This window comes from Streptomyces sp. NPDC046909 (assembly GCF_040644695.1).
In the GTDB taxonomy this organism is placed as follows: Bacteria; Actinomycetota; Actinomycetes; order Streptomycetales; family Streptomycetaceae; genus Streptomyces.
In genome coordinates this window covers 1-19,474 of record NZ_JBEYXC010000041.1, presented here as the reverse complement: position 1 = coordinate 19,474, position 19,474 = coordinate 1, and the positions used below count along the sequence as shown (strand labels likewise).

Below are 19,474 nucleotides of genomic sequence, written 5' to 3'. Positions count from 1 at the left end.
ACCCCCCAGGTCATCCGTTCGACAGGGGGGAACAGTCATACCGGGCCCGGAGGCCAGCGGCCCTCTTGCAGGACCGCGAAGAACATAACGGGGGGGGCGGTGTGCGGTTGTCCGGAAGGGGCTTCCCGCTGTCCTACCGCTCTACGCGGCGGAACAACAGGTCGTTCACGACATGTCCCTTGTCCAGTCCCTGGCCCTCGAAACGGGTCAGCGGCCGGTAGTCCGGACGCGGCGCGAAACCGCCGTCGTCCTGGGTGTTCTCGAAGTCCGGGTGCGCCGTGAGCACCTCCAGCATCTGCTCGGCGTACGGCTCCCAGTCGGTGGCGCAGTGCACGATCGCCCCCGGCTTCAGCCGGGTCGCGGCGAGGCTGAGGAACTCCGGCTGGATCAGCCGCCGCTTGTGGTGCCGCTTCTTGGGCCAGGGGTCCGGGAAGTAGACGCGCAGCCCGTCCAGCGAGTCCGGGGGCAGCATCTCGCGGAGCAGGATGATGGCGTCGCCGTTGCCGACGCGGACGTTGGAGAGCCCGTTCTGGTCGGCGAGGTTGAGCAAATTCCCTTGTCCCGGGGTGTGCACGTCGACGGCGAGGATGTTGATGCTCTGATCGCCCGCCGCCATCTGCGCGGTGGCCTCGCCCATCCCGAAGCCGATCTCCAGCACGACGGGGTGGTCGTTCCCGAACAGCTCGGCCAGGTCGAGGACCTGCTGCCCGTCGATGTCCAGCCCCCACTTGGGCCACAGCCGCTGCAAGGCGTCCGCCTGCCCGGCCGTCACCCGGCTCCGCCGCGGCTGGAAACTCCGGATCCGCCGCTCGAAGTGCGACCCGGCGGGATCCGCCTTCGGCCCGTCGGGGAACCGGGGCTCCCCTTTGGACCTGGTGTGCCGGACGGAGACACCGGGGGCGTGGGGGGACTGCCCGTCGCCGGGGGTGGTGGCGGGGGCGGGGGCGGGCTGGGACGCGTCGGGGGCGTGGAAGGACTCAGACACAGTGGGTCGATTTTACGGCGAGGAGGGGCGGAGCCTCTCAACGCGGGATCAGGCAGTCGCGGACGAGGCAGTCGCGGGCCAGGGGACCAGGCAGTCGCGGACCGGGTAGTCGCGGGCCAGGGGACCAGGCAGTTGGTCTCGGCGTCTTCCAGCCGCCACCGCCGCCACCGCCGCCTCCAGCCGCCTCCAGCCGCCTCCAGCCGGTCTCAGCCCGCCTCCAGCACCACCAGCGCCCGCCTCGCCACCTCCCGCCCGATCGGCAGCGAAGCCGTCGCCGCGGGGGAGGGCGCGTTCAGCACATGCACGGTCCGCGGCCCCTCCTTGATCAGGAAGTCGTCCACCAGCGTCCCGTCCCGCAGCACGGCCTGGGCCCGCACCCCGGCCGCCGACGGCACGAGGTCGTCGTCCGAAACGGCCGGGCACAACCGCCGCACCGCGTCCGCGAACGCCGCCTTGGACACCGACCGCCGCAGCTCACCGGCCCCGTACCGCCAGTGCCGCCGGGCTATCCGCCAGGACCCTGGCCACGCCAGCGTCGCGCCCAGCTCACGGGGGCGTACGACACTCCAGCCGTACCCCTCGCGGGCCAGCGCCGGCACCGCGTTGGGCCCGATGTGCACACCGCCGTCGATCCCGCGCGTGAGATGCACCCCGAGGAACGGGAACGCCGGATCGGGCACCGGATACACCAGCCCCTTCACCAGCTCGGGCCGCGCCAGCGAGTAGTACTCGCCCCGGAACGGCACGATCCGCATCCCGGGCTCGTCCCCGGCCAGCCGCGCCACCTCGTCACAGTGCAGCCCGGCACAGTTCACGAGCACCCGCGCCCGTACGACGTCCCCGGCCGTGGTCCGGACGGCGACCCCGAGCGACGGGCGCCGGTCGATCCGCCCGACCTGGGCGCCGTACCGGATCTCGGCGCCGGACGCCTCCGCCAGCTGCCGGGCGACCCCGACGAAGTCGCAGATCCCGGTCGTCCCGACGTGTATCGCCGCGAGCCCGCGCACCTCCGGCTCGTACTCCGAGATCTGCGCGGGGCCCATCTCGCGCACCGGGATGCCGTTCTCCCGCCCGCGCTGCACGAGCGCGTGCAGCCTCGGCAGCTCCGAGCGCTCGGTCGCGACGATCAGCTTTCCGGTGACGGCGTGCGCGATGCCGTACTCCGCGCAGAACTTCACCATCTCGGCAGCGCCCTCGACCGCGTACCGCGCCTTGAGGGACCCCGGCCGGTAGTAGATCCCGCTGTGGATGACCCCGCTGTTGCGCCCCGTCTGATGCCGGGCCGGGCCGTCCTCCTTCTCCAGCACGGTCACCCGCGTCCCCGGAACGGCACGCGTGATCGCATACGCCGTCGACAGCCCGACGATCCCGCCCCCGACCACGAGCACATCGCAGTCATAAGCGATCTCCGACCGCACCCGCACCACCTCCCGCTCTAGATAGTGCACTGCGCCACTGACAGTGCCTTCAAACGCGGAGGAAGTGTGGAGAGCCGTGAAGAAGGTCCACTCCTAGGCTGGAGCCATCAGCAAGGGCCGTGCGCGCTCCCGCAGCTCCACCACGCGCGGTTCGTCGCCGTACGGCTCCAGCCGGTGCAGAAGATCCTTCACATACTCGGTGGTGCGGGCCGACGAGATGCGCCCCGCGACCTCCACCGCTCGCACGCCCTGCTCGCATGCCGCGTCGAGATTGCCCGACTCCAGCTCCGCGACCGCCGAGACGACCAGGCGCAGCCCGTGCGACCGTACGAACTCCTCCGTCGGCTTCGACAGGGCCTGCTCCGTGAAGCGCCGCACCTGACGGGGAGCCTTGAGGTCCCGGTAGCACTCGGCGGCGTCCGCGGCGAAGCGGTCGTACGAGTAGAAGCCCAGCCAGGACGGATCCTGGTCGCCCTCTCTGGACCGCTCCAGCCAGCCCTCCGCGGCCTTCAGAGCTGCCCCGGCCGCCTGCGCGTCACCCGCGCGCGCGTGGGCGCGTGCCTCGACGAGCCGGAAGAAGCTCATCGTGCGGGCGGTCGCCAGACCCCGGTTCCGCTCCAGCGCGGCCTGCGCGAGGTCCACGCCCTCGTCGCCGAACCCGCGATAGGTCGCCTGAAGGGACATGGACGCCAGGACGTACCCGCCGAGGGGTACGTCGGCCGCCGCGCGGGCCAGGCGCAACGCCTGGATGTAGTACCGCTGCGCGGCCTCCTGCTGACCGGTGTCGAAGGCCATCCACCCGGCGAGGCGGGTGAGTTCGGCACTCGCGCCGAACAGTGCCCGGCCCACTTCGTCGGAGTACGAGCCGAGCAGCAGCGGTGCCGCCTCCACCCTTAAACACTCCGGCACCATGGACGAACGCCAGTCACCGCCTCCGTACTTGGAGTCCCAGCGCCTGGCGTCCTCGGCGGCCTCCCGCAGCTTCTGCACATCGCTGTGGCCGACTTTGAGCGGTGCGCCGGAGGCCTCCGCGGAGTTCACCTCGCGCGCGACCGAGCTGTCGGCCGGGGTTATCAGCCACCGTGAGGCGGGCGTTGCGTATGCGCTTACTGCGAATGATCCGGCCAGCGACTGCCAGATGCCTCCGGAACCGGCCCGGCGCCCTGCGAGGTCGAGCCGGTACAGCTCCGTCGCGCTGCGGACGGCCTGTCCGACGTCCCGGGGGAAGGCGAGGCCCACTTCGGGGGCGGGATCCGCGTCCGCCAGGCCGATCTCGTGGAGCGGCACCGGGCGGCCGAGCTTCTGGCCGATCGCGGCCGCGATGAGGTGCGGCGCGGCGCCCTGCGGCACCATGCCCTTCGACACCCAGCGCGCCACCGACGTCTTGTCGTAGCGAAGAGTCAACCCGCGTTGAGCGCCAAGATCGTTGACGCGACGCGCGAGTCCTGCGTTGCTGATTCCCGCGAGGGCGAGAACGGCGCCGAGTTTTTCGTTCGGCCCGCGTTGCTCCCTGGACATTGCGCCACCCCTCGACACAGACGGCTGCCGCGTTGGCATAACCACGCGGCATTCGTAAACCCAGCGTAGTTCGCCGCATCCCAAGCGTTAAGGGGCATAGTTCCGGATGGCGGGATTGTGGTCCGTACGTGCGTACGGGCTCCCCACGCACCGTCGCGGCGTGCTCCCGCTGTGTGGCCGTGCGCCTGTGCGTGCGCTCTTCTCCGGCCACATGGGGAGCGGTTCCATGGATCGTGCGTGGGTCGGCCCGCTGTACTGGATCCAGTGGGCTGGGGGATTCCGCCACCTCCATCCCCGCGGGTGGCGGAACGGTCCGGGGGGCGAACTCCGTTCCCCGGACTGCGCGTCGCCGATGCGGTGCGCAGAGCCTGTACGGAGCGTGCGCGAGCCTGTCCCCGCTGCGCCAATTTGGCCGAAAACCGACCCCGTACTCCGCAGGCAATTACCGCTCCCACCATGGAAATTGACGGCGCGAAGGGCGTTCTGGGGGAGCGTATCGGGGGCGCATTCAGGTCGTAGACCCCCACCTCAGTACGGGCGTTCGCATCTTCACGGGCACGCGCGCGGGGGCGTGTTCGACGGAGCACAAGCGGCTCCGCCGCCCCTCCACGGCACGTCCTTCATGGCAGCATGGTGAACCGGTTCGTACGGTGCACTGGTTGTCCACAGCCTGTGGAGGCGTCGATGCGGTGGTTGGTGGGGTGGAGCAGCACCGCAGCGGGCGCAGCCGAGATCGGCTCCGCGGGGGCGACGGGAAGCGACGGCGAGACCGTGCACCCGGTGGGCTCCCAACTCCTGTGGGGCGACCCGGATCCGCTGTGGGCGGTCGGTGACTGGCGCCCCGACGAGGTGCGCGTGGTGAAGGCCGACGCGCAGAACCGCATAGCGGTGCTGGGTACTTGCGGGGCGAGCGACGAACAGCTGAGGGTCGGCCTCTTCGCCGCGCGCGGCGGCGCGCTCCGCCATCTGACGGCCTGGTCCGGCAGTTACACGGCGGTGGTCCAGGTGGGCCGCAGGGTCATGGTCTGCGGCGATCTCGCGGGCGCCCGCCCGGTGTTCTACACCCCCTGGGCAGGCGGCACGGCCTACGCGACAGCGGCGCTGCCCCTGGCGGACCTGATCGAGGCCAACCTCGACTTCGGCCACCTGGCGGCGTTGTTGGCGGCCCCCGACGTCCCGGCCGCCCTGCACGACTCCACGCCCTACGACGGCGTACGGCGCATTCCCCCGGGGCACGCGCTGATCCTGCGCGCTGGGGCGCGCGAGATCGCCGGCTACGAGCCGGTCGCCTCCCTCGCGGTGGCGGCGCCCTCGGCGGACCCGGACAGCGCGGTGGACGCGGTGCGGGACGCACTGGTGGAGGCGGTACGCGCGCGTCTGTCGGCTCCCCGCCATGTCCCCGGCGCCGACATCGACCCGGGGCCGGTCCCGGGCATGGGCCCCGCCGAACGCCGTGCCGCGCGCGGGATGCCGGTGCCGGGGATCGGCGCGGACCTCTCGGGCGGCCCGGCCTCGGGAACGCTGGCGCTGCTGGCGGCGGGCCTGCCCGGGATGCCGGGCACGGTGCTGGGCCACGGCACGGGCGCGGGCGAACGACTCCTGGCCGTCACCTTCAACGACCTGGCGGTGGGCGGCCGGGAGGCGGAACTGGAACGAGCGGGAACCCTGGCGGCCAACCCGCGCCTGCACCACGTGGTGGTGACCGGCGGCGAGGAGACGCTCCCCTACGCCGACCTGGACGGCCCCCTCACCGACGAACCGGGCCAGTCCCTGGTGACGGCGGCCCGCCACCGCGCGCGCCTCGCCTCGGGCAGCGCGGACCACTTCACGGGCTACGGCGCCCGCCAGGTCCTGGACGCGCACCCGGCCCGCCTCGCGGACCTCCTGATGGACCGCAAGCGCCGCCACCTCGTCCGCCCGGTGGCGGCGCTGGCGAAGGCCGACGGCTCGGTCCTGGTCCCCGCGCGCGTTTACGGCGCGGCGAGGCGCCTGGCGCGCACGCCCTACCGAACCGGCCTGGAGGTACTGTCCGACCGCCTGATGGAGCGCAGGTTCGACGAACCCGGAGGCGCGGTAGGAGCCTCCCTGGCGGCCCTCGCCTGGGCCAGACCGGGCCCCGCGGCACGCTGGCTCACGGGCGAGGCGCTGGCTGAAGTATCGATCCGCCTCCAGGGCGCGACCAACCGCTCAGGGGTGGGCCCAGGCCAACGCCCCGGCGACTACCGAGCCCGCGCGGCCCTCGCCCGCACCGCAGCCGACGTACGCATCCTTGAACAAGCCGCCGAGATCCGCTTCCAACGCCTGCACGCCCCCTTCCTCGACAACCAGGTCGTCCGAGCATGCAGAGCCCTCCCCGAGGCCCTGCGAGTCCAGCCGGGCGCAAGGGCGTCCATCCTCCGAACAGTCCTCCAGGGCGCGGGCGTGACCGACCTCCCCCCGGGCTGGGGCGCCCCCTCCCACGCCTCAACGGCGGTAGCGGCCCGCACGGGCCTGAGGGTCGCCGCGGACTCCCTGATGTCGCTGTTCGGCACCCCGCTGCTGGCGGAGGCGGGCCTGGTGGAGGCGAGGGTGGTCCGCAAGGCCCTGCGCGCAGCAGCAGAGGGCGAGCCCCTGCCCCTCGACGGCCTGGCAGACCTCGTCTCCCTCGAACTCTGGCTCCGCCGCCTCCTGGCCCGCCGAGGAACCTGCTGGACAGGAACCCCGGCACGCGCCCGTGCGGTACCGGCGGGGATCACACCGCAGAGGGGGGCGTTGGGGGCGGGGGCGTCGATGCGGGGGGCGGGGGCGTAGGGGCTGCGCCTCTCAACGCGGGCCCAGGTCACTTCAGGCCGTCCGGCGCCCGAGGCCGAGGTCAGGCCGTCCCGATCCTCCACCCACCGGGGGACTGCCGTCCCTAACCCCACCCACCCGCTGACGGCTGAGCTTCTCGCTGCCGGTCCAGGTATTTCAGCCCGTCCGGCGTTTGAGGACGAGGCCCCTTAAGGGCCGAAAGGCGGGGTCTGGGGGCGCAGCCCCCAGGGACCCGGGGTCGAAGGGGCAGAGCCCCTGGAGGAGGGGACGGGTAGGGGCGGCGGGGGCGAAAACACCCACGCGCACCCCCACGCACCCGCACCCGACCACCCCGGCGCCCGAAAACCCGCGCCCCCCACAGCCACCCCGGCGACAATGACCCGGTGCGGTACAGAATCCTGGGCGTCACCCAAGCCGAAGACGGTCAGGGCACCGTCGTACCCCTACAAGGCCCCCGCCTCCGAACCCTCCTCACCGCCCTGGCCCTACGCCCAGGAACCGTCACCACCCCCGACACCCTCATCGACGAGATCTGGGACACGGCCCCACCCCAGGACGCCCCGGCCGCCCTCCACGCCCTCATAGGCCGTCTCCGCCGAACCCTCGGCAAGGACGCGATCACCTCGGAAACCGGCGGCTACCGCCTCACCGCGACCAGGAACGACGTCGACCTGTACGTCTTCGAACGCCTCACCCGAGAAGCCACCGAAGCCCTCCACCGAGGCGACCCGGAAACCGCCGCCCGCACCCTGGACGAGGCCCTCGCCCTATGGCGGGGCCCAGCCCTGGCGGACCTCCCCGACCGCACCCCCGCGACCCGCCCGGAGACCCGCCGCCTGGAGGCGATCCGCACCCGCGCCGAGGCCACCCTCCGACTGGGCCGAGCCCAGGACGCCGTACCGGAACTGACGGAACTGACCGAGGCGCACCCGTACGACGAGCCGCTGCACGCCCTCCTCATCCGCGCCCTCCGGGACACCGGCCGCAACGCCGACGCACTCGCCGCGTACGAGAGGGCCCGCAGAGCGCTGTCGGACGGCCTGGGCACCGACCCGGGCCCGGAACTCCGCGACCTGCACACCGAACTGCTCACCCAGCCCGGCCCACCGCAGCCCACAGCCGTACACCCCGAACAACACACCCCCACCCACCCCGAACCGCCCGCTACCCCCCACCCCGAACCGCCCGCTACCCCCCACCCCGAACCCCCGGACCGCCGTGGCAACCTCCGTCCCCGCCTTACCTCTTTCGTGGGCCGGGAACCAGAACTCGGCGCCATCCGTTCGGAATTGCACAGGGCCCGCCTGGTCACCCTCACCGGCCCGGGCGGCTCCGGAAAGACCCGCCTGGCCGAGGAAGCCGCCGCCGGACAACCGGAGGCATGGCTCGTCGAGCTCGCCCCGCTCGACCGCCCGGAGGCGGTACCCGGCGCGGTGGTCAGCGCACTCGGTCTACGGCAGACCAAGCTGATCACCACCGACCTGACGGACCGGCAGGACGACCCGCTCGCCCTGCTCGTCGAGTACTGCGCCCCGCGCAGCCAGCTCCTGATCCTTGACAACTGCGAACATGTCATCGAAGCGGCGGCCCACCTCGCCGAGACCCTGCTGACCCGCTGCCCCGGGCTCACGATCCTCGCCACCAGCCGTGAACCCCTGGGCGTCCCCGGCGAGTCCGTGCGCCCGGTCGAACCCCTCGTCCCCGACCAGGCCCACCGCCTCTTCAGAGAGCGCGCGACGGCGGTCCGCCCCGACGCGGACGCCGTCCTCCGCGACTCCGAGGCCGTCGCCGAGATCTGCCGCCGCCTCGACGGACTCCCGCTCGCCATCGAACTCGCGGCGGCGCGGCTGCGCCTGCTCACCCCGCGCCAGATCGCCGACCGCCTGGACGACCGCTTCCGCCTCCTCACCTCCGGGAGCCGCACGGTCCTGCCCCGCCAGCAGACCCTGCGCGCGGTCGTCGACTGGTCCTGGGACCTCCTCGACGAGCGGGAACGGACGGTCCTGCGCGAGGTGTCCGTGTTCGCGGGCGGCTGGGACCTCGCCGCCGCCGAGGCCGTATGCACCGGGCCCGCCGCCGAACTGCTCGGGGCGCTCGTCGACAAGTCCCTGATCGTCGCCGCCCCTTGCGAGGGCTCCGGCCCCGCCGCCATGCGCTACCGCATGCTGGAGACGATCCACGAGTACGCCGTGGAGCGCGCCGCCGAGTCCCCCGACGCGCGCGCCACCGCCGAACTCCGCCACCGCGCCTGGGTGCGCGCCCTCGTGGAGGAGGCCGAGCCGGAGATCCGCTCCGCCCGCCAACTCCCGTGGATCGCCCGCCTGGAGACCGAGTTGGACAACATTCGCGCGGTCCTCCAGCGTGCCGTCGCGGCCGGCGACGAGGAGACGGCGGGCGCCGTGGCCGTCGCGATGTGCTGGTTCTGGTGGCTGCGCAACTACCGCAGGGAAGGCGCGGACTGGGTGGACCGGGTACTGCGCCTGGGCGCGGCACTGGACGCCGGCACCCGCACCCCCACCCGCACAGGCACCGGTACCGGTGCCGGCCCGGACATCGACGCCCTGGACGCCATCGACCCCGTCGACGCGTTCCTCTCCGCCCCGGCCGACGACGAAGAGGCCCACCACCCCCTGCACCCCCTCCGCATGGGCTTGCGGATGATGCACCTCTTCCTCCTCTCCGAGGTCGAGTCCCTGGACGTGGTGCGGGACGACTCCCGGATGCGGCGGTACGTCGAACGGATCCGTGCCCACTACGAGCGGGGCGGCGCCCAGGCGGCCGGTCTCCCCGGCGTCGGCTGGCCGGTGACGTACTTCGTGCTCCCCGACGTGGTGGACCTACGGGAGGTCATGGACCGCGCGGTCGCCAACTGCCGGGCCCACGGCGGCGACTGGGAGATCGGGGTCGCGCTGATGTTCCGTACCCACATGGCCGTCGACTCCCCGGGCGGCATGCCCGGCATCGACGACGACCTCGCGGAACTGCGCGTCCTCAGCCGCCGCGTCGGCGACCGCTGGCTGCGCGCCCAGGTGTGCAGCGCCGCGGGCGAGGCCGCCATGGCCCGCAACCGCTTCGAGGAGGCCAAGGGCGAGTACGAGGAGGCGTTGCGGCTCGCCCACGAGGTCGGCGCCCACACCGAGACCCCGTTCCTCATCGCCCGGCTCGCCGAGATCGCGTACCGCGCGGGCGACCGTACTGCGGCGCTGGCCGCGCTGGACGAGGCGGGCATCGCCGCCGAACGGTACGGCGTGGCCGACTCCCGGGCGTTCGTGCTGCTCCAGCGGGCCCAGATCGCCCTGGACGACAAGGACACCGACCGCGCGCGCGAGTTGTACGAGGCGGCCTGCGAGGCGGCCGGGCGCGCGACCCCGCCGCCCCAGTTCCGGGTGATGCTGATGTCGGTGGAGGCCACGATGGCGGTCGCCGAGTCGGGTCCCGCGCAGGGGTTGGACAAGCTGACCGAGGCTCTGCGGACGGCACAGGAGACCCGTTGCTCCGATGCAGTCAAGGCGGCGCTCATCGACGGCACCGCGGACCTGGTGGCCCGCCTCGGCGGCCATCCGCGCGCCGCCCGTCTCCTCGCCGCCGGCGACCGGCTGCGCGGCGGCTACCCGCGAGCCGTCTCGGAGCGCCAGGGCGCCCAGCGGGCCGAGTCCGCCGCCCGCACCGCCCTGGGCCCCGCGCGCTACGAGGAGGAGTACGCGAGGGGCACGGCCCTCACCGTGGCGGACGTCCTCGACGAACTCGCCGCCACCCTCGCCGCGTACAACTGAAGTACGAGCCCCTGAAGTACGCGCCCCTGAACTACGCGCACCTGAACTTCGACTCCGCCCAGTCCGCGAGCATCAGATCGTCGTAGGGGCTGTGCGGTTCGACCACCAGCCGTACGGTCTTGCGCCCGGCGATGTCCACATGCACCGGCACCGCCGCGTCCCCGCCCTCGACGAGCCCGGACTTCCACAGCTGGACGCCGTCGGCGTAGACGGAGAAGTACATCTTGCCGAGGCCCAGCGCCATGTCGTCGACGCCGACCATCGCGTCGTAGGTGCTGCATTCGCGGTTGAGGTCGATGGTGACGGAGGACCGGCCGTGGACGGTCACGCCGTGCGTGTAGCCCGTGCCGCCGATCGAGACGCCGTAGCGCTGCCAGACCCAGCTGCTCTCGGCGATCCGCATCTCGGGCTGGGTGCCGTCGCCGTTGACGTCGTACGACAGCTCGCTCCACTGGTAGACGGCCGGGGCGGGCGGGGGAGTGGGTGTCGGGGTGGGTGTGGGCTTGGGCGTCGGCTTCGGCGTCGGGGTAGGTGTGGGCGTCGGGGTCGGCTTCGGGCTGGGCTTGGGGGACGGCGTCGGGGTGGGCGTCGGGGTCGGTGTCGGCGTGGGGGCGACGACGATCGGCGTCTTGGTGGCCGGCTCCTTCTTCGGCGGCTTCGGCGACTCCTCGGCGGGGGCCACGACCGGTGTGGACGCGGGCGGCTTGGCGTCGGGCTTGACCAGCGGCTCGGCGTTGTTGGTCAGCGCGTACACGATCCCGGCGGTCACCGCCGCGGCCACACCGACCCCGATGGCGACCTTCGCCGGCAGGCCGAGCCCCTCCGAGGCCGCCGCACCACCGCCCGCCGCGCCCCCCGACGAGCCGCCGCTCGCCGCGGCCGCGCCCGCGACACCTGCCGCGCCCACTCCCGTACCGCCGGCGATGAGCGCGGCGGCCTTGGCGTACCCGGCGGCACCGAACCAGCCGATGACCGCGACCGGGACCACGGCCGGGATGCTGCTCGCGACCTCGGAGATCTGGGCGGCCGCGAGCCGGCACTTGGCGCACTCCTCCAGGTGCTTGCGCAGCCCGCGTTCGGCACGCGTGCGCAGCCGGCCGCGGGCGTAGGTGCCGAGCTGGTCGGCGTAGCGGGCGCACTCCTCGTCGTCGGCGAGGGTGGCGCTGACGTGGGCCTGGAGATAGGCCTGCTTGAGGCCCTCCCGGGCGCGGCTGGCCAGCACGCGCGTGCCGTTGGCGTCGAGCCCGAAGAGCGTGGCGACCTCGCTCGGCGACTCGTCCTCGACCTCGGTGTGCCACAGCACGGCCTGCCAGCGCTCGGGCAGCGACCGGAAGGCCTGCATGGCCATGGACTGCTCGGCCTCGTGCATCGCGCGCACATCGGCGCCCAGGTCGAGGGTGTCGTCGTCGGACACCTCGGACGAGCGCGCCGCCTGCGCGGCGAACACCGCGAAGTCGTCGACCAGTTGCTCCCGCTTCGCCGACTTCGTCCAGTTCGCGGCGACGCGCCGGACCGTGGTCAGCAGATACGCGCGTACGGCGTGCTCGGGCCCGGAACCGCCGCGTACCGCCTGGAGCATGCGGGCGAAGACCTCGGCCGTGAGGTCGTCCGCGGTGTGGGCGTCACGGCAGCAGGTGCGGGCGTAGCGGCGCACCGCGTCCGCGTGGCGCCGGTACAGCTCCTCGTAGGCCGTGTCGTCGCCCGAGCGCATCCGCCCGATGAGGTCGGCGTCGCCGGGCGGCAGCTCGATCGGGGGCGGCAGGACGCTGTCCTCGCGCCGGTCGCGCTGCGTCGGGACACTGCCTTCCGCCGGGTCGCCGCCGATCGGCGCGCGGCCCGCCCGTCCCCCCTGGCTCGGCACCTGGGGCGCCGCGAGGCCGTCGGCCTCGGCGTCGTCACCCTGTGACTCGTCCCGCCCGTCAACACTCATCGCGGAAAGCCCCCGCCGCCTGCCCAACCAGTCCCGAACACCGGGTCAGCGTGCCATATTGGCTTTTGGTCAGGCCCCGGCTGTGCGGGGCTTCCACTCGTCCGTGGGGATTCACCGCAGCGCAGTACTAACCGTCACCCGTTCGGGGAAGGCTCAACTGTCGTCGCCCGGACGGGAGTTGAGCGGCGTACCCGAAAAGGCCGGAATGCCCACGAGGCGCGGGCGGCGCAGCACCCACACCTCGTCGTCACCTTTTCGAGTCACCCGGTCACCCGGAGTGGACGGACCGGGTCACCTGGAGCCGACGACCGGAGTTCACGACGGCCTCGACCGCAGCCCCTCCAGCAGGATGTCCAGCAGCCGTGCCGAGGCAGCCGCCTGCTGCGCCGCGTCCGGCAGCGAGGGCGCCGCCGTCGCGATCACCAGCAGCACGTCCGACACCGACACATCGGCCCGCAGCTCTCCCGCCGCCCGCGCCCGCTCCACGAGCTGGCCCACCACGTCGAGCAGCGCCGCCGCCCCGGAGTCCTCCTCGACCGACGCCTCCGGCACCAGCCGCAGTTCGCCCGAGCCCGGCTGCGTCCGCTGCTGCGGCACCCGCGCCTCGTCGTACCCGCCGTCCTCGTGCTCGTCGGCCACCCCGACCCGCAGCACCTGCGGCGGCAGCAGCCGCCCGGCACCCGAGGCCACCGACGTCCGCAGGAAGCGCGACAGCGCCGACCACGGCTCGTCCTCCTGCCCGAGCGCCGCACGCGCCTGGTCGGTCAGCCGGGAGGTCTCCTCCTCGGCTATCCGGCGCACCAGGACGTCCTTGCTCGGGAAGCGCCGGTACACCGTGCCGACGCCGACCCGCGCGCGCCGCGCCACGTCCTCCATCGGCGCGCCGTACCCCAGCTCGCCGAAGACCTCGCGCGCCGCACGCAGTACGTGCTCCAGATTGCGCTGTGCGTCCACGCGCAACGGCGTCGAACGCGAACCGTCGCGCCCGTTCCCCGCCGCCGCGCTCATCGCTCCGCCACCGGGTGCGATGGCGGACGCGGAAGACCAATGAGAGTCCTGAACATGCATAAGCGATCCCCCGGTAATGACGTCTCCCCCCGGAGACTCTCCCCGCCACTGAAAGGCCGGAGCGCATATGGGGAACAAACCCGCTTCACGGGACCGCCCGTCGCGGACCCGATGAGTGCATCCCCCTACACCCCGTCGACACACGAACATAGTTGAGAGGGGGTCAATTCAGAAGGGGCAGGTTCCGCACGGAGCGCCCCCCGATCGGAGTACGGGTCGTATACGTCCCGATTGCACCCCCTCCGAACCCCCGGCGCACACCCGCTGACCTGCAAACCTTCCCCGCACGCCGTCGATTCGGCCAACCCCGCCCGCGCAAAACGCGCGGTCACACAAATTGCCGGGGCTGTGGACAAACTCAAGCGTCGGGTGCGTCATGGGGTGGTGAAGGAACGCGCGCGCATTCTCGTTGTCGGCGGCGGCTACGTCGGGATGTACACCGCCCTGCGTCTCCAGCGGAAGTTGAAACAGGAACTGAGGCGCGACGAGGTCGAGATCACGGTCGTCACCCCCGACCCGTACATGACCTATCAGCCGTTCCTTCCCGAAGCGGCCGCCGGCTCCATCTCCCCCCGCCATGTCGTCGTCCCGCTGCGCCGCGTCCTCGACCACTGCAACGTCGTCATCGGCGAGGTCACCGCCGTCGACCACGCCAAACGCACCGCGACCCTCACCACCCTCGCCACCGAGGAAGAAGGCACCGGCGCCCAGCGCCTCACCTACGACGAACTCGTCCTCGCCCCCGGCTCGATCTCCCGCACCCTCCCCATCCCAGGCCTCGCCGAGCACGCCATCGGCTTCAAGACCGTCGAAGAGGCCATCGGACTGCGCAACCACGTCATCGAGCAGATGGACATCGCCTCCTCCACCCGCGACCCCGCGATCCGCGACGCCGCCCTCACCTTCGTCTTCGTCGGCGGCGGCTACGCGGGCGTGGAGGCCCTCGGCGAACTGGAGGACATGGCCCGCTACACCGCGCGGTACTACCACAACGTCCAGCCCGAGGACATGAAGTGGATCCTCGTCGAGGCCTCCGACCGCATCCTCCCCGAGGTCGGCGAGGAGATGGGCCGCTACACCGTCACCGAACTGCGCCGCCGCAACATCGACGTACGCCTCGACACCCGCCTCGACTCCTGCGCCGACCGAGTCGCCGTCCTCAGCGACGGCGCCCGCTTCCCGACCCGTACGGTCGTCTGGACCGCCGGCGTCAAACCCCACCCCGTCCTCGCCGCCAGCGACCTTCCGCTCACCGACCGAGGTCGGCTGAAATGCACCCCCCAGCTGACGATCGAGGGCGCCACGCACGCGTGGGCGGCCGGAGACGCGGCAGCCGTCCCCGACGTGACGGCGGAGGAACCCGGCAAGGAAACGGCCCCCAACGCCCAGCACGCCGTACGCCAGGCCAAGGTCCTCGGCGACAACATCGCGCACTCACTGCGCGGCGAGGACCTGGAGACGTACTCCCACAAGTACGTCGGCTCGGTCGCCTCCCTGGGCCTCCACAAGGGCGTCGCCCACGTCTACGGACGCAAGCTGAAGGGCTACCCTGCCTGGTTCATGCACCGCGTCTACCACCTCAGCAGGGTCCCCACCTTCAACCGCAAGGCCCGAGTCCTGGCCGAATGGACACTCTCCGGACTCTTCAAGAGGGAGATCGTCTCCCTGGGTTCCCTCGAACATCCCCGAGCGGAGTTCGAACTCGCGGCCGGTGGAAAGCCTCCTCAGGACCCCTCGAACGACCCGAAGGGGTCGTCCTGACCGGACCGAGGAACTCCACCGGCAAGGTAGGCGTCTGACGGATGTCGACCCGGTCGGTCACACTGCCACACTGATCCCCGACCCAGGAGCGGGTGGACACCCGCCCTCCGAACCCGCGACGACCCCTAGGCCGGGTCCGGAGCCGGCCGAAGACGACGACACGAGGCAAGGATTCGTGAACTTCACGCGCTGGAGCGCCCGGCTCCCCGGAACGCAGCGCCGCGCAGCAGCGCGGACCGACCACGAGGTCACCCCCGACCGCATCGGGGAGGGCTCCGTACCCGCGGCCCGCGCCGAACAACTCACCGACGACCACCCGCCCGTGCCCGCCGTCGACGAACTCCCCGTCCGCGCGGTCCTCGACCGCGTCCCGGCCCTCGTCGCCCTCGTCCACGGCCAGGACCACCGCCTCGCCTACGTCAACGACGCCTATGTCACGGCCTTCGGCGCCCGCCCCTCCGGCGAACCGGCCGCAGAAGCCCTCCCGGAGCTGACCGAGATCGGCCTCCTCCCCCTCCTCGACCAGGTCCTCCGCAGCGGCAAGCCCCGCACCGTCAAGTCCCGCAAGGCCCCCGACGGCCGCTCCTACACCTTCACCTGCACCCCGGTGTCCGAGGGCGACGGCGGCGTCCTGGTCTTCGCGACGGACGTCACGGACCACGCGGAAGCCGCCGAACGCCTCAGAGCCAGCGAACGCCGCCAACGCGAGACAGCGGTGACCCTCCAGCGCTCCCTGCTCCCCCAAGTCCTGGAGGAACCCGACGACCTCCGCATCGCCGCCACCTACCAGCCCGGCGGCACCGAGGCCGCCGTCGGCGGCGACTGGTACGACGTCATCACCCTCGGCGGCGGCCGCACGGCCCTCGTCATCGGCGACGTCATGGGCCGAGGCGTCCGCGCGGCCGCGGTCATGGGCCAACTGCGTACGGCGGTCAGGGCGTACGCCCGCCTCGACCTCCCCCCGCACGAGGTCCTGAACCTCCTCGACGGCCTCGCGACCGAGATCGACGCCAACCAGATCGCCACGTGCGCGTACGCCATCCACGACCCCAACGAGGGCAAGCTGGTCTACGCCTCCGCCGGCCACCTGCCCATCCTGGTCCGCGACGAGAGCGGGGCTGTGCTGCGGGCGGACGAACCGACGGGCCCGCCGCTGGGCACCGGCGGCTGGATGCACGCGTCGGGTTCGATCCCCCTCGGCCCAGGCTCCACGGCGGTCCTCTACACGGACGGCCTGGTGGAACGCCGTAACGAGGACCTCGACGAGGGCATCGCGTCCCTGGAGCGCGCACTGTCCGGAGCCACCGGTACCCCTCAGGTCGTCTGCGACCGGCTCGTCCGCTCGGCGGGCGTCACGGCCGACCACGACGACGACGTGGCGGTCCTCGTCCTCCAGCACCCTGCCCGCACCGGCCCCGACAGCGACCTCTTCCGCAACGCCGCGCTGGAACTCCTGGGCGGCATCGAGGCGGCCCCACGCGCGCGTGCGTTCGCCTCCGGCGTGCTGACCAGTTGGCGGTTCCCGGGGGAGTTGCATGACCTGGGGGTGCTGGCGGCGAGTGAGCTGGTCGCGAACTCGTTGCAGCACGGAACGCCACCGATGCGGCTGCGCCTGCGCAGGACCGACCGGCGGCTGATCATCGAGGTGACTGACGGCGACGATCACCTGCCCCGGCGCCGACGGGCCGAACCCGGGGACGAGTCCGGGCGGGGCATTGCCATCGTGGCGACCATTGCGTCGAGCTGGGGGTCGCGGAGGACGCCTGGCGGCGGGAAGGCTGTTTGGTGCGAGTTCGTGCTGCCCAAGGGGTAGGGACGCGGGGTCGTGTGGCGGCTGCGGGTGCGTGGGGGCTGATCGCGCCCACGCGGCGGAGCCGCAAATCAATACAGCCCCGCGCCCCTTAGGTGTCTCCAGTTACGCGGCGACAGATTCTTGCTGTGTGCCGCCCCTGGCCACCACCCTGCTCCTTGCCCTCCACGGGTGGTCCTGCACGGCCGTCAGCTGGCGGCCGAGCCTCAGGGCCAGGAACGTGATGCCCACCGAGAACAGCAGGAACGTCACGATGTACGGGGCGTGCAGTGAGGCGCCCATCGGGCCGCCGATCGCCGGGCCGACCGCCAGGGCGAGCTGCTTCACCAGGGCGAAGGCCGAGTTGTACTGGCCGGCCATGCCGGAGGGCGCCAGGTCGGCCACCAGCGGGGCGACCGTCGGGGACAGCATGGCCTCGCCCAGGCCGAAGAGGGCGTACGTCGAGATGAAGGCGGCCGTCGCCATGGTCTGGCTGCCGTGGCCGAGGCCGGCGTAACCGGCGATGATCCAGGCGCCGGCCCAGATGAGGCCGACCGCGGCGATCACACGGGAACGGCGGCGGCGCTCGACGAACTTCAGTACGGCGAACTGCGCGATGACGATCATCGCGGTGTTGGCGGCCAGGGCCGACCCCAGCGCGGAGGTGGAGATCCCGGCGGCCTCGACGCCGTATGCGGCCAGGCCCGACTCGAACTGGCCGTAGCAGGCGAAGAACAGCACGAAGCCCAGGACGCACAGCTGCACCATGGCGCGGTTGCCGAGGAGCTGCTTCCAGCTGCCCTTCGACGAACCCGCGGGGGCGTCGCCGATCTTCGGCGCGTGCGGCATGCGCACGGTCGCCATCACCCCGGCCAGCAGCAGGAACATCGCCGCCTCGATCGCGAAGAGCAGGGTGAAGGAGGAGACGTTCGTCGTGTCGACCAGGTGACCGCCGATGAGGCCGCCGACGCCGAGACCGAGGTTCTGAAGGAAGAACTGCATCGCGAAGGCGCGAGAGCGGGTCTCGGACGTGGAGCAGTCCACGATCATCGTCGCCAGCGCGGGCTGCATGACGGCCTGACCGGCGCCGAGTGCGGCCGCCGACAGCAGGACCGTGGTCGCGCTGCTCGCGAGCCCCAGGCTCAGCGCACCGATCGCGGCGGTGACCAGGGCGACGAGCAACACCGGAAGCGGGCCCCGCCGCACGATCGCCCGGCCGGCGAACGGCAGCACGATCAGCGCGGCCACGGCGAAGACGGCGAGGACCAGCCCCGCCGTCATGGCTCCAAGGCCCCGCACCTGCGCCACATAGACGTACAGGTAGGGGACGGTGAAGCCGAGCCCGAACGCGCTGAGTGCGTTACCCACGTGAATCCGGCGCATCGCTGCGCCCATCGCCCTGGTCACGTTCACCTCTCTCAGGTAGTTGGAGTCCCTCAGTACTTAGAACCGAAGACTTCAAAGCTAAAGTTAGAAGCTAAACAGTACACCTAGAAGAACTTCAACGCCAAGCAGCCCCATGCGATACTTCGGCCCATGGGTGACACCCCCGGCAGCATCGGCATCGGCAGTGAGCCGACCCTCGAAGAGCAGATCGCCGCCTACCAGCGCGAGTTCCAGGACCTCGACCCCCAGGTCGAGCAGATCGTCTCGGCGCTGTCCCGGCTGAACCGCCGTATGAACGTCGCCTACGGTCGTCAGACCGCCGCCCTCGGCATGAGCAACGCGGAGTGGGAGGTCCTCAAGGCCCTCGTCCTCTCCGGGGCCCCGTATCGGATGGGCCCCAGCGAACTCGCCAAGCGCCTCGGCCTGACGCCGGCCGCGATGACCCACCGCATCGACCGGATGGTGGGGGAGGGTCTGGTCACCAGGGAGCGCGACGAGACCAACCGAGTCCGTGTGATCGTGGAGCTCACGGACGAGGGGCGCGAGAAGTGGCTGGAGGCCATGCGTATGGCCACCGTCTTCGAGGAGGACCTCCTCCAGGACCTCACCCCTGAGGAGCGGACCTCGCTCGGAGACGTCCTCACCCGTCTTCTGCGCCGGGTCGAGCACGCCCAGCCGGATGCCGGTGGCCGCCTCAGTGACCTGGACTGACGTCGCTCGCCGATGTCACCCGAAAAGATCTTGACAGGGGTGGTTGACAGCCCCCTCCAGGATCCGTAGAGTTCTTCGGGTTGCCGCAGAGCCGTAACGGTTCTTCGACAGCACCTCCCGCCGCATCAGCGGCACACAAACCATCAGCGTGATCTCCCAGCCGGGATGAATTCGGTGTGCCCGAATTCAATTCGATTTGGGTTCGGCAGCTCGATTAGGAACTGCCGAGAGGATCCGCTAAGGTTTGAGACGTCGGAACGGCCCAACAGCCGCGAGGACAAGCCCCTCTGACTGGGAGTCAGGCCCGAAAGGATCTGATAGAGTCGGAACCGCCGGAAAGGGAAA

At 71.9% G+C, this 19,474-nt stretch carries 11 protein-coding genes; 5 read left to right on the top strand and 6 right to left on the bottom strand.

Going from position 1 to position 19,474, the window contains the following annotated elements:
• Window positions 1-133: 133 nt before the first annotated feature.
• The 3 genes from trmB to ABZ928_RS52980 all read right to left on the bottom strand — a co-directional run bounded on the left by trmB (window position 134) and on the right by ABZ928_RS52980 (window position 3,921).
• On the bottom strand, window positions 134-985 hold the full coding sequence (trmB, locus tag ABZ928_RS52990; RefSeq protein WP_361536996.1) for a tRNA (guanosine(46)-N7)-methyltransferase TrmB: 852 nt from the start codon (window positions 983-985) through the stop codon (window positions 134-136).
• Between the two features lie 206 nt (window positions 986-1,191).
• Window positions 1,192-2,412, bottom strand: coding sequence for an L-2-hydroxyglutarate oxidase (lhgO, locus tag ABZ928_RS52985; RefSeq protein ID WP_361537000.1), 1,221 nt, complete (start codon window positions 2,410-2,412; stop codon window positions 1,192-1,194).
• An 84-nt stretch (window positions 2,413-2,496) separates the two neighbouring features.
• Window positions 2,497-3,921, bottom strand: coding sequence for an MFS transporter (locus ABZ928_RS52980; protein ID WP_361536994.1), 1,425 nt, complete (start codon window positions 3,919-3,921; stop codon window positions 2,497-2,499).
• Between the two features lie 684 nt (window positions 3,922-4,605).
• Between ABZ928_RS52980 and ABZ928_RS52975 the strand changes: the two genes are divergently transcribed.
• Both ABZ928_RS52975 and ABZ928_RS52970 read left to right on the top strand, forming a co-directional pair.
• Window positions 4,606-6,711 (top strand): asparagine synthase-related protein, encoded by a 2,106-nt coding sequence (locus ABZ928_RS52975; RefSeq protein WP_361536992.1) that lies wholly within the window; start codon window positions 4,606-4,608, stop codon window positions 6,709-6,711.
• 383 nt (window positions 6,712-7,094) lie between these two features.
• Entirely contained in the window at window positions 7,095-10,484 is a 3,390-nt protein-coding gene (locus ABZ928_RS52970; protein ID WP_361536990.1) for a BTAD domain-containing putative transcriptional regulator, read from the top strand.
• Between the two features lie 31 nt (window positions 10,485-10,515).
• Here ABZ928_RS52970 and ABZ928_RS52965 read toward each other — a convergent pair whose 3' ends face one another.
• Window positions 10,516-12,414 (bottom strand): sigma-70 family RNA polymerase sigma factor, encoded by a 1,899-nt coding sequence (locus ABZ928_RS52965; RefSeq protein ID WP_361536988.1) that lies wholly within the window; start codon window positions 12,412-12,414, stop codon window positions 10,516-10,518.
• Between the two features lie 315 nt (window positions 12,415-12,729).
• A complete protein-coding gene (locus tag ABZ928_RS52960) occupies window positions 12,730-13,482 on the bottom strand; it encodes a helix-turn-helix domain-containing protein (protein WP_361536986.1) in 753 nt (250 codons plus the stop codon).
• A 381-nt stretch (window positions 13,483-13,863) separates the two neighbouring features.
• Between ABZ928_RS52960 and ABZ928_RS52955 the strand changes: the two genes are divergently transcribed.
• Window positions 13,864-15,243 carry an NAD(P)/FAD-dependent oxidoreductase gene (locus ABZ928_RS52955; RefSeq protein ID WP_361536984.1) on the top strand — a complete coding sequence of 460 codons (1,380 nt, stop codon included), beginning with the start codon at window positions 13,864-13,866 and terminating at the stop codon, window positions 15,241-15,243.
• A gap of 175 nt (window positions 15,244-15,418) precedes the next feature.
• Window positions 15,419-17,056: a SpoIIE family protein phosphatase gene (locus ABZ928_RS52950; protein WP_361536982.1), complete on the top strand. Its 1,638-nt coding sequence runs from the start codon at window positions 15,419-15,421 to the stop codon at window positions 17,054-17,056.
• 102 nt (window positions 17,057-17,158) lie between these two features.
• Here ABZ928_RS52950 and ABZ928_RS52945 read toward each other — a convergent pair whose 3' ends face one another.
• Window positions 17,159-18,415, bottom strand: a complete 1,257-nt coding sequence (locus ABZ928_RS52945) for an MFS transporter (protein WP_361536998.1) — start codon at window positions 18,413-18,415, stop codon at window positions 17,159-17,161.
• A 153-nt stretch (window positions 18,416-18,568) separates the two neighbouring features.
• Between ABZ928_RS52945 and ABZ928_RS52940 the strand changes: the two genes are divergently transcribed.
• Window positions 18,569-19,129 (top strand): MarR family transcriptional regulator, encoded by a 561-nt coding sequence (locus ABZ928_RS52940; RefSeq protein WP_361536980.1) that lies wholly within the window; start codon window positions 18,569-18,571, stop codon window positions 19,127-19,129.
• Window positions 19,130-19,474: the final 345 nt, after the last annotated feature.

Bases quoted from the DNA above. Each gene is read 5' to 3' on its own strand.
- ABZ928_RS52980 (WP_361536994.1), bottom strand. From the start codon at position 3,921: ATGTCCAGGGAGCAACGCGGGCCGAACGAAAAACTCGGCGCCGTTCTC.
- ABZ928_RS52975 (WP_361536992.1), top strand. From the start codon at position 4,606: ATGCGGTGGTTGGTGGGGTGGAGCAGCACCGCAGCGGGCGCAGCCGAG.
- ABZ928_RS52965 (WP_361536988.1), bottom strand. From the start codon at position 12,414: ATGAGTGTTGACGGGCGGGACGAGTCACAGGGTGACGACGCCGAGGCC.
- ABZ928_RS52960 (WP_361536986.1), bottom strand. From the start codon at position 13,482: ATGCATGTTCAGGACTCTCATTGGTCTTCCGCGTCCGCCATCGCACCC.
- ABZ928_RS52945 (WP_361536998.1), bottom strand. From the start codon at position 18,415: ATGCGCCGGATTCACGTGGGTAACGCACTCAGCGCGTTCGGGCTCGGC.
- ABZ928_RS52940 (WP_361536980.1), top strand. From the start codon at position 18,569: ATGGGTGACACCCCCGGCAGCATCGGCATCGGCAGTGAGCCGACCCTC.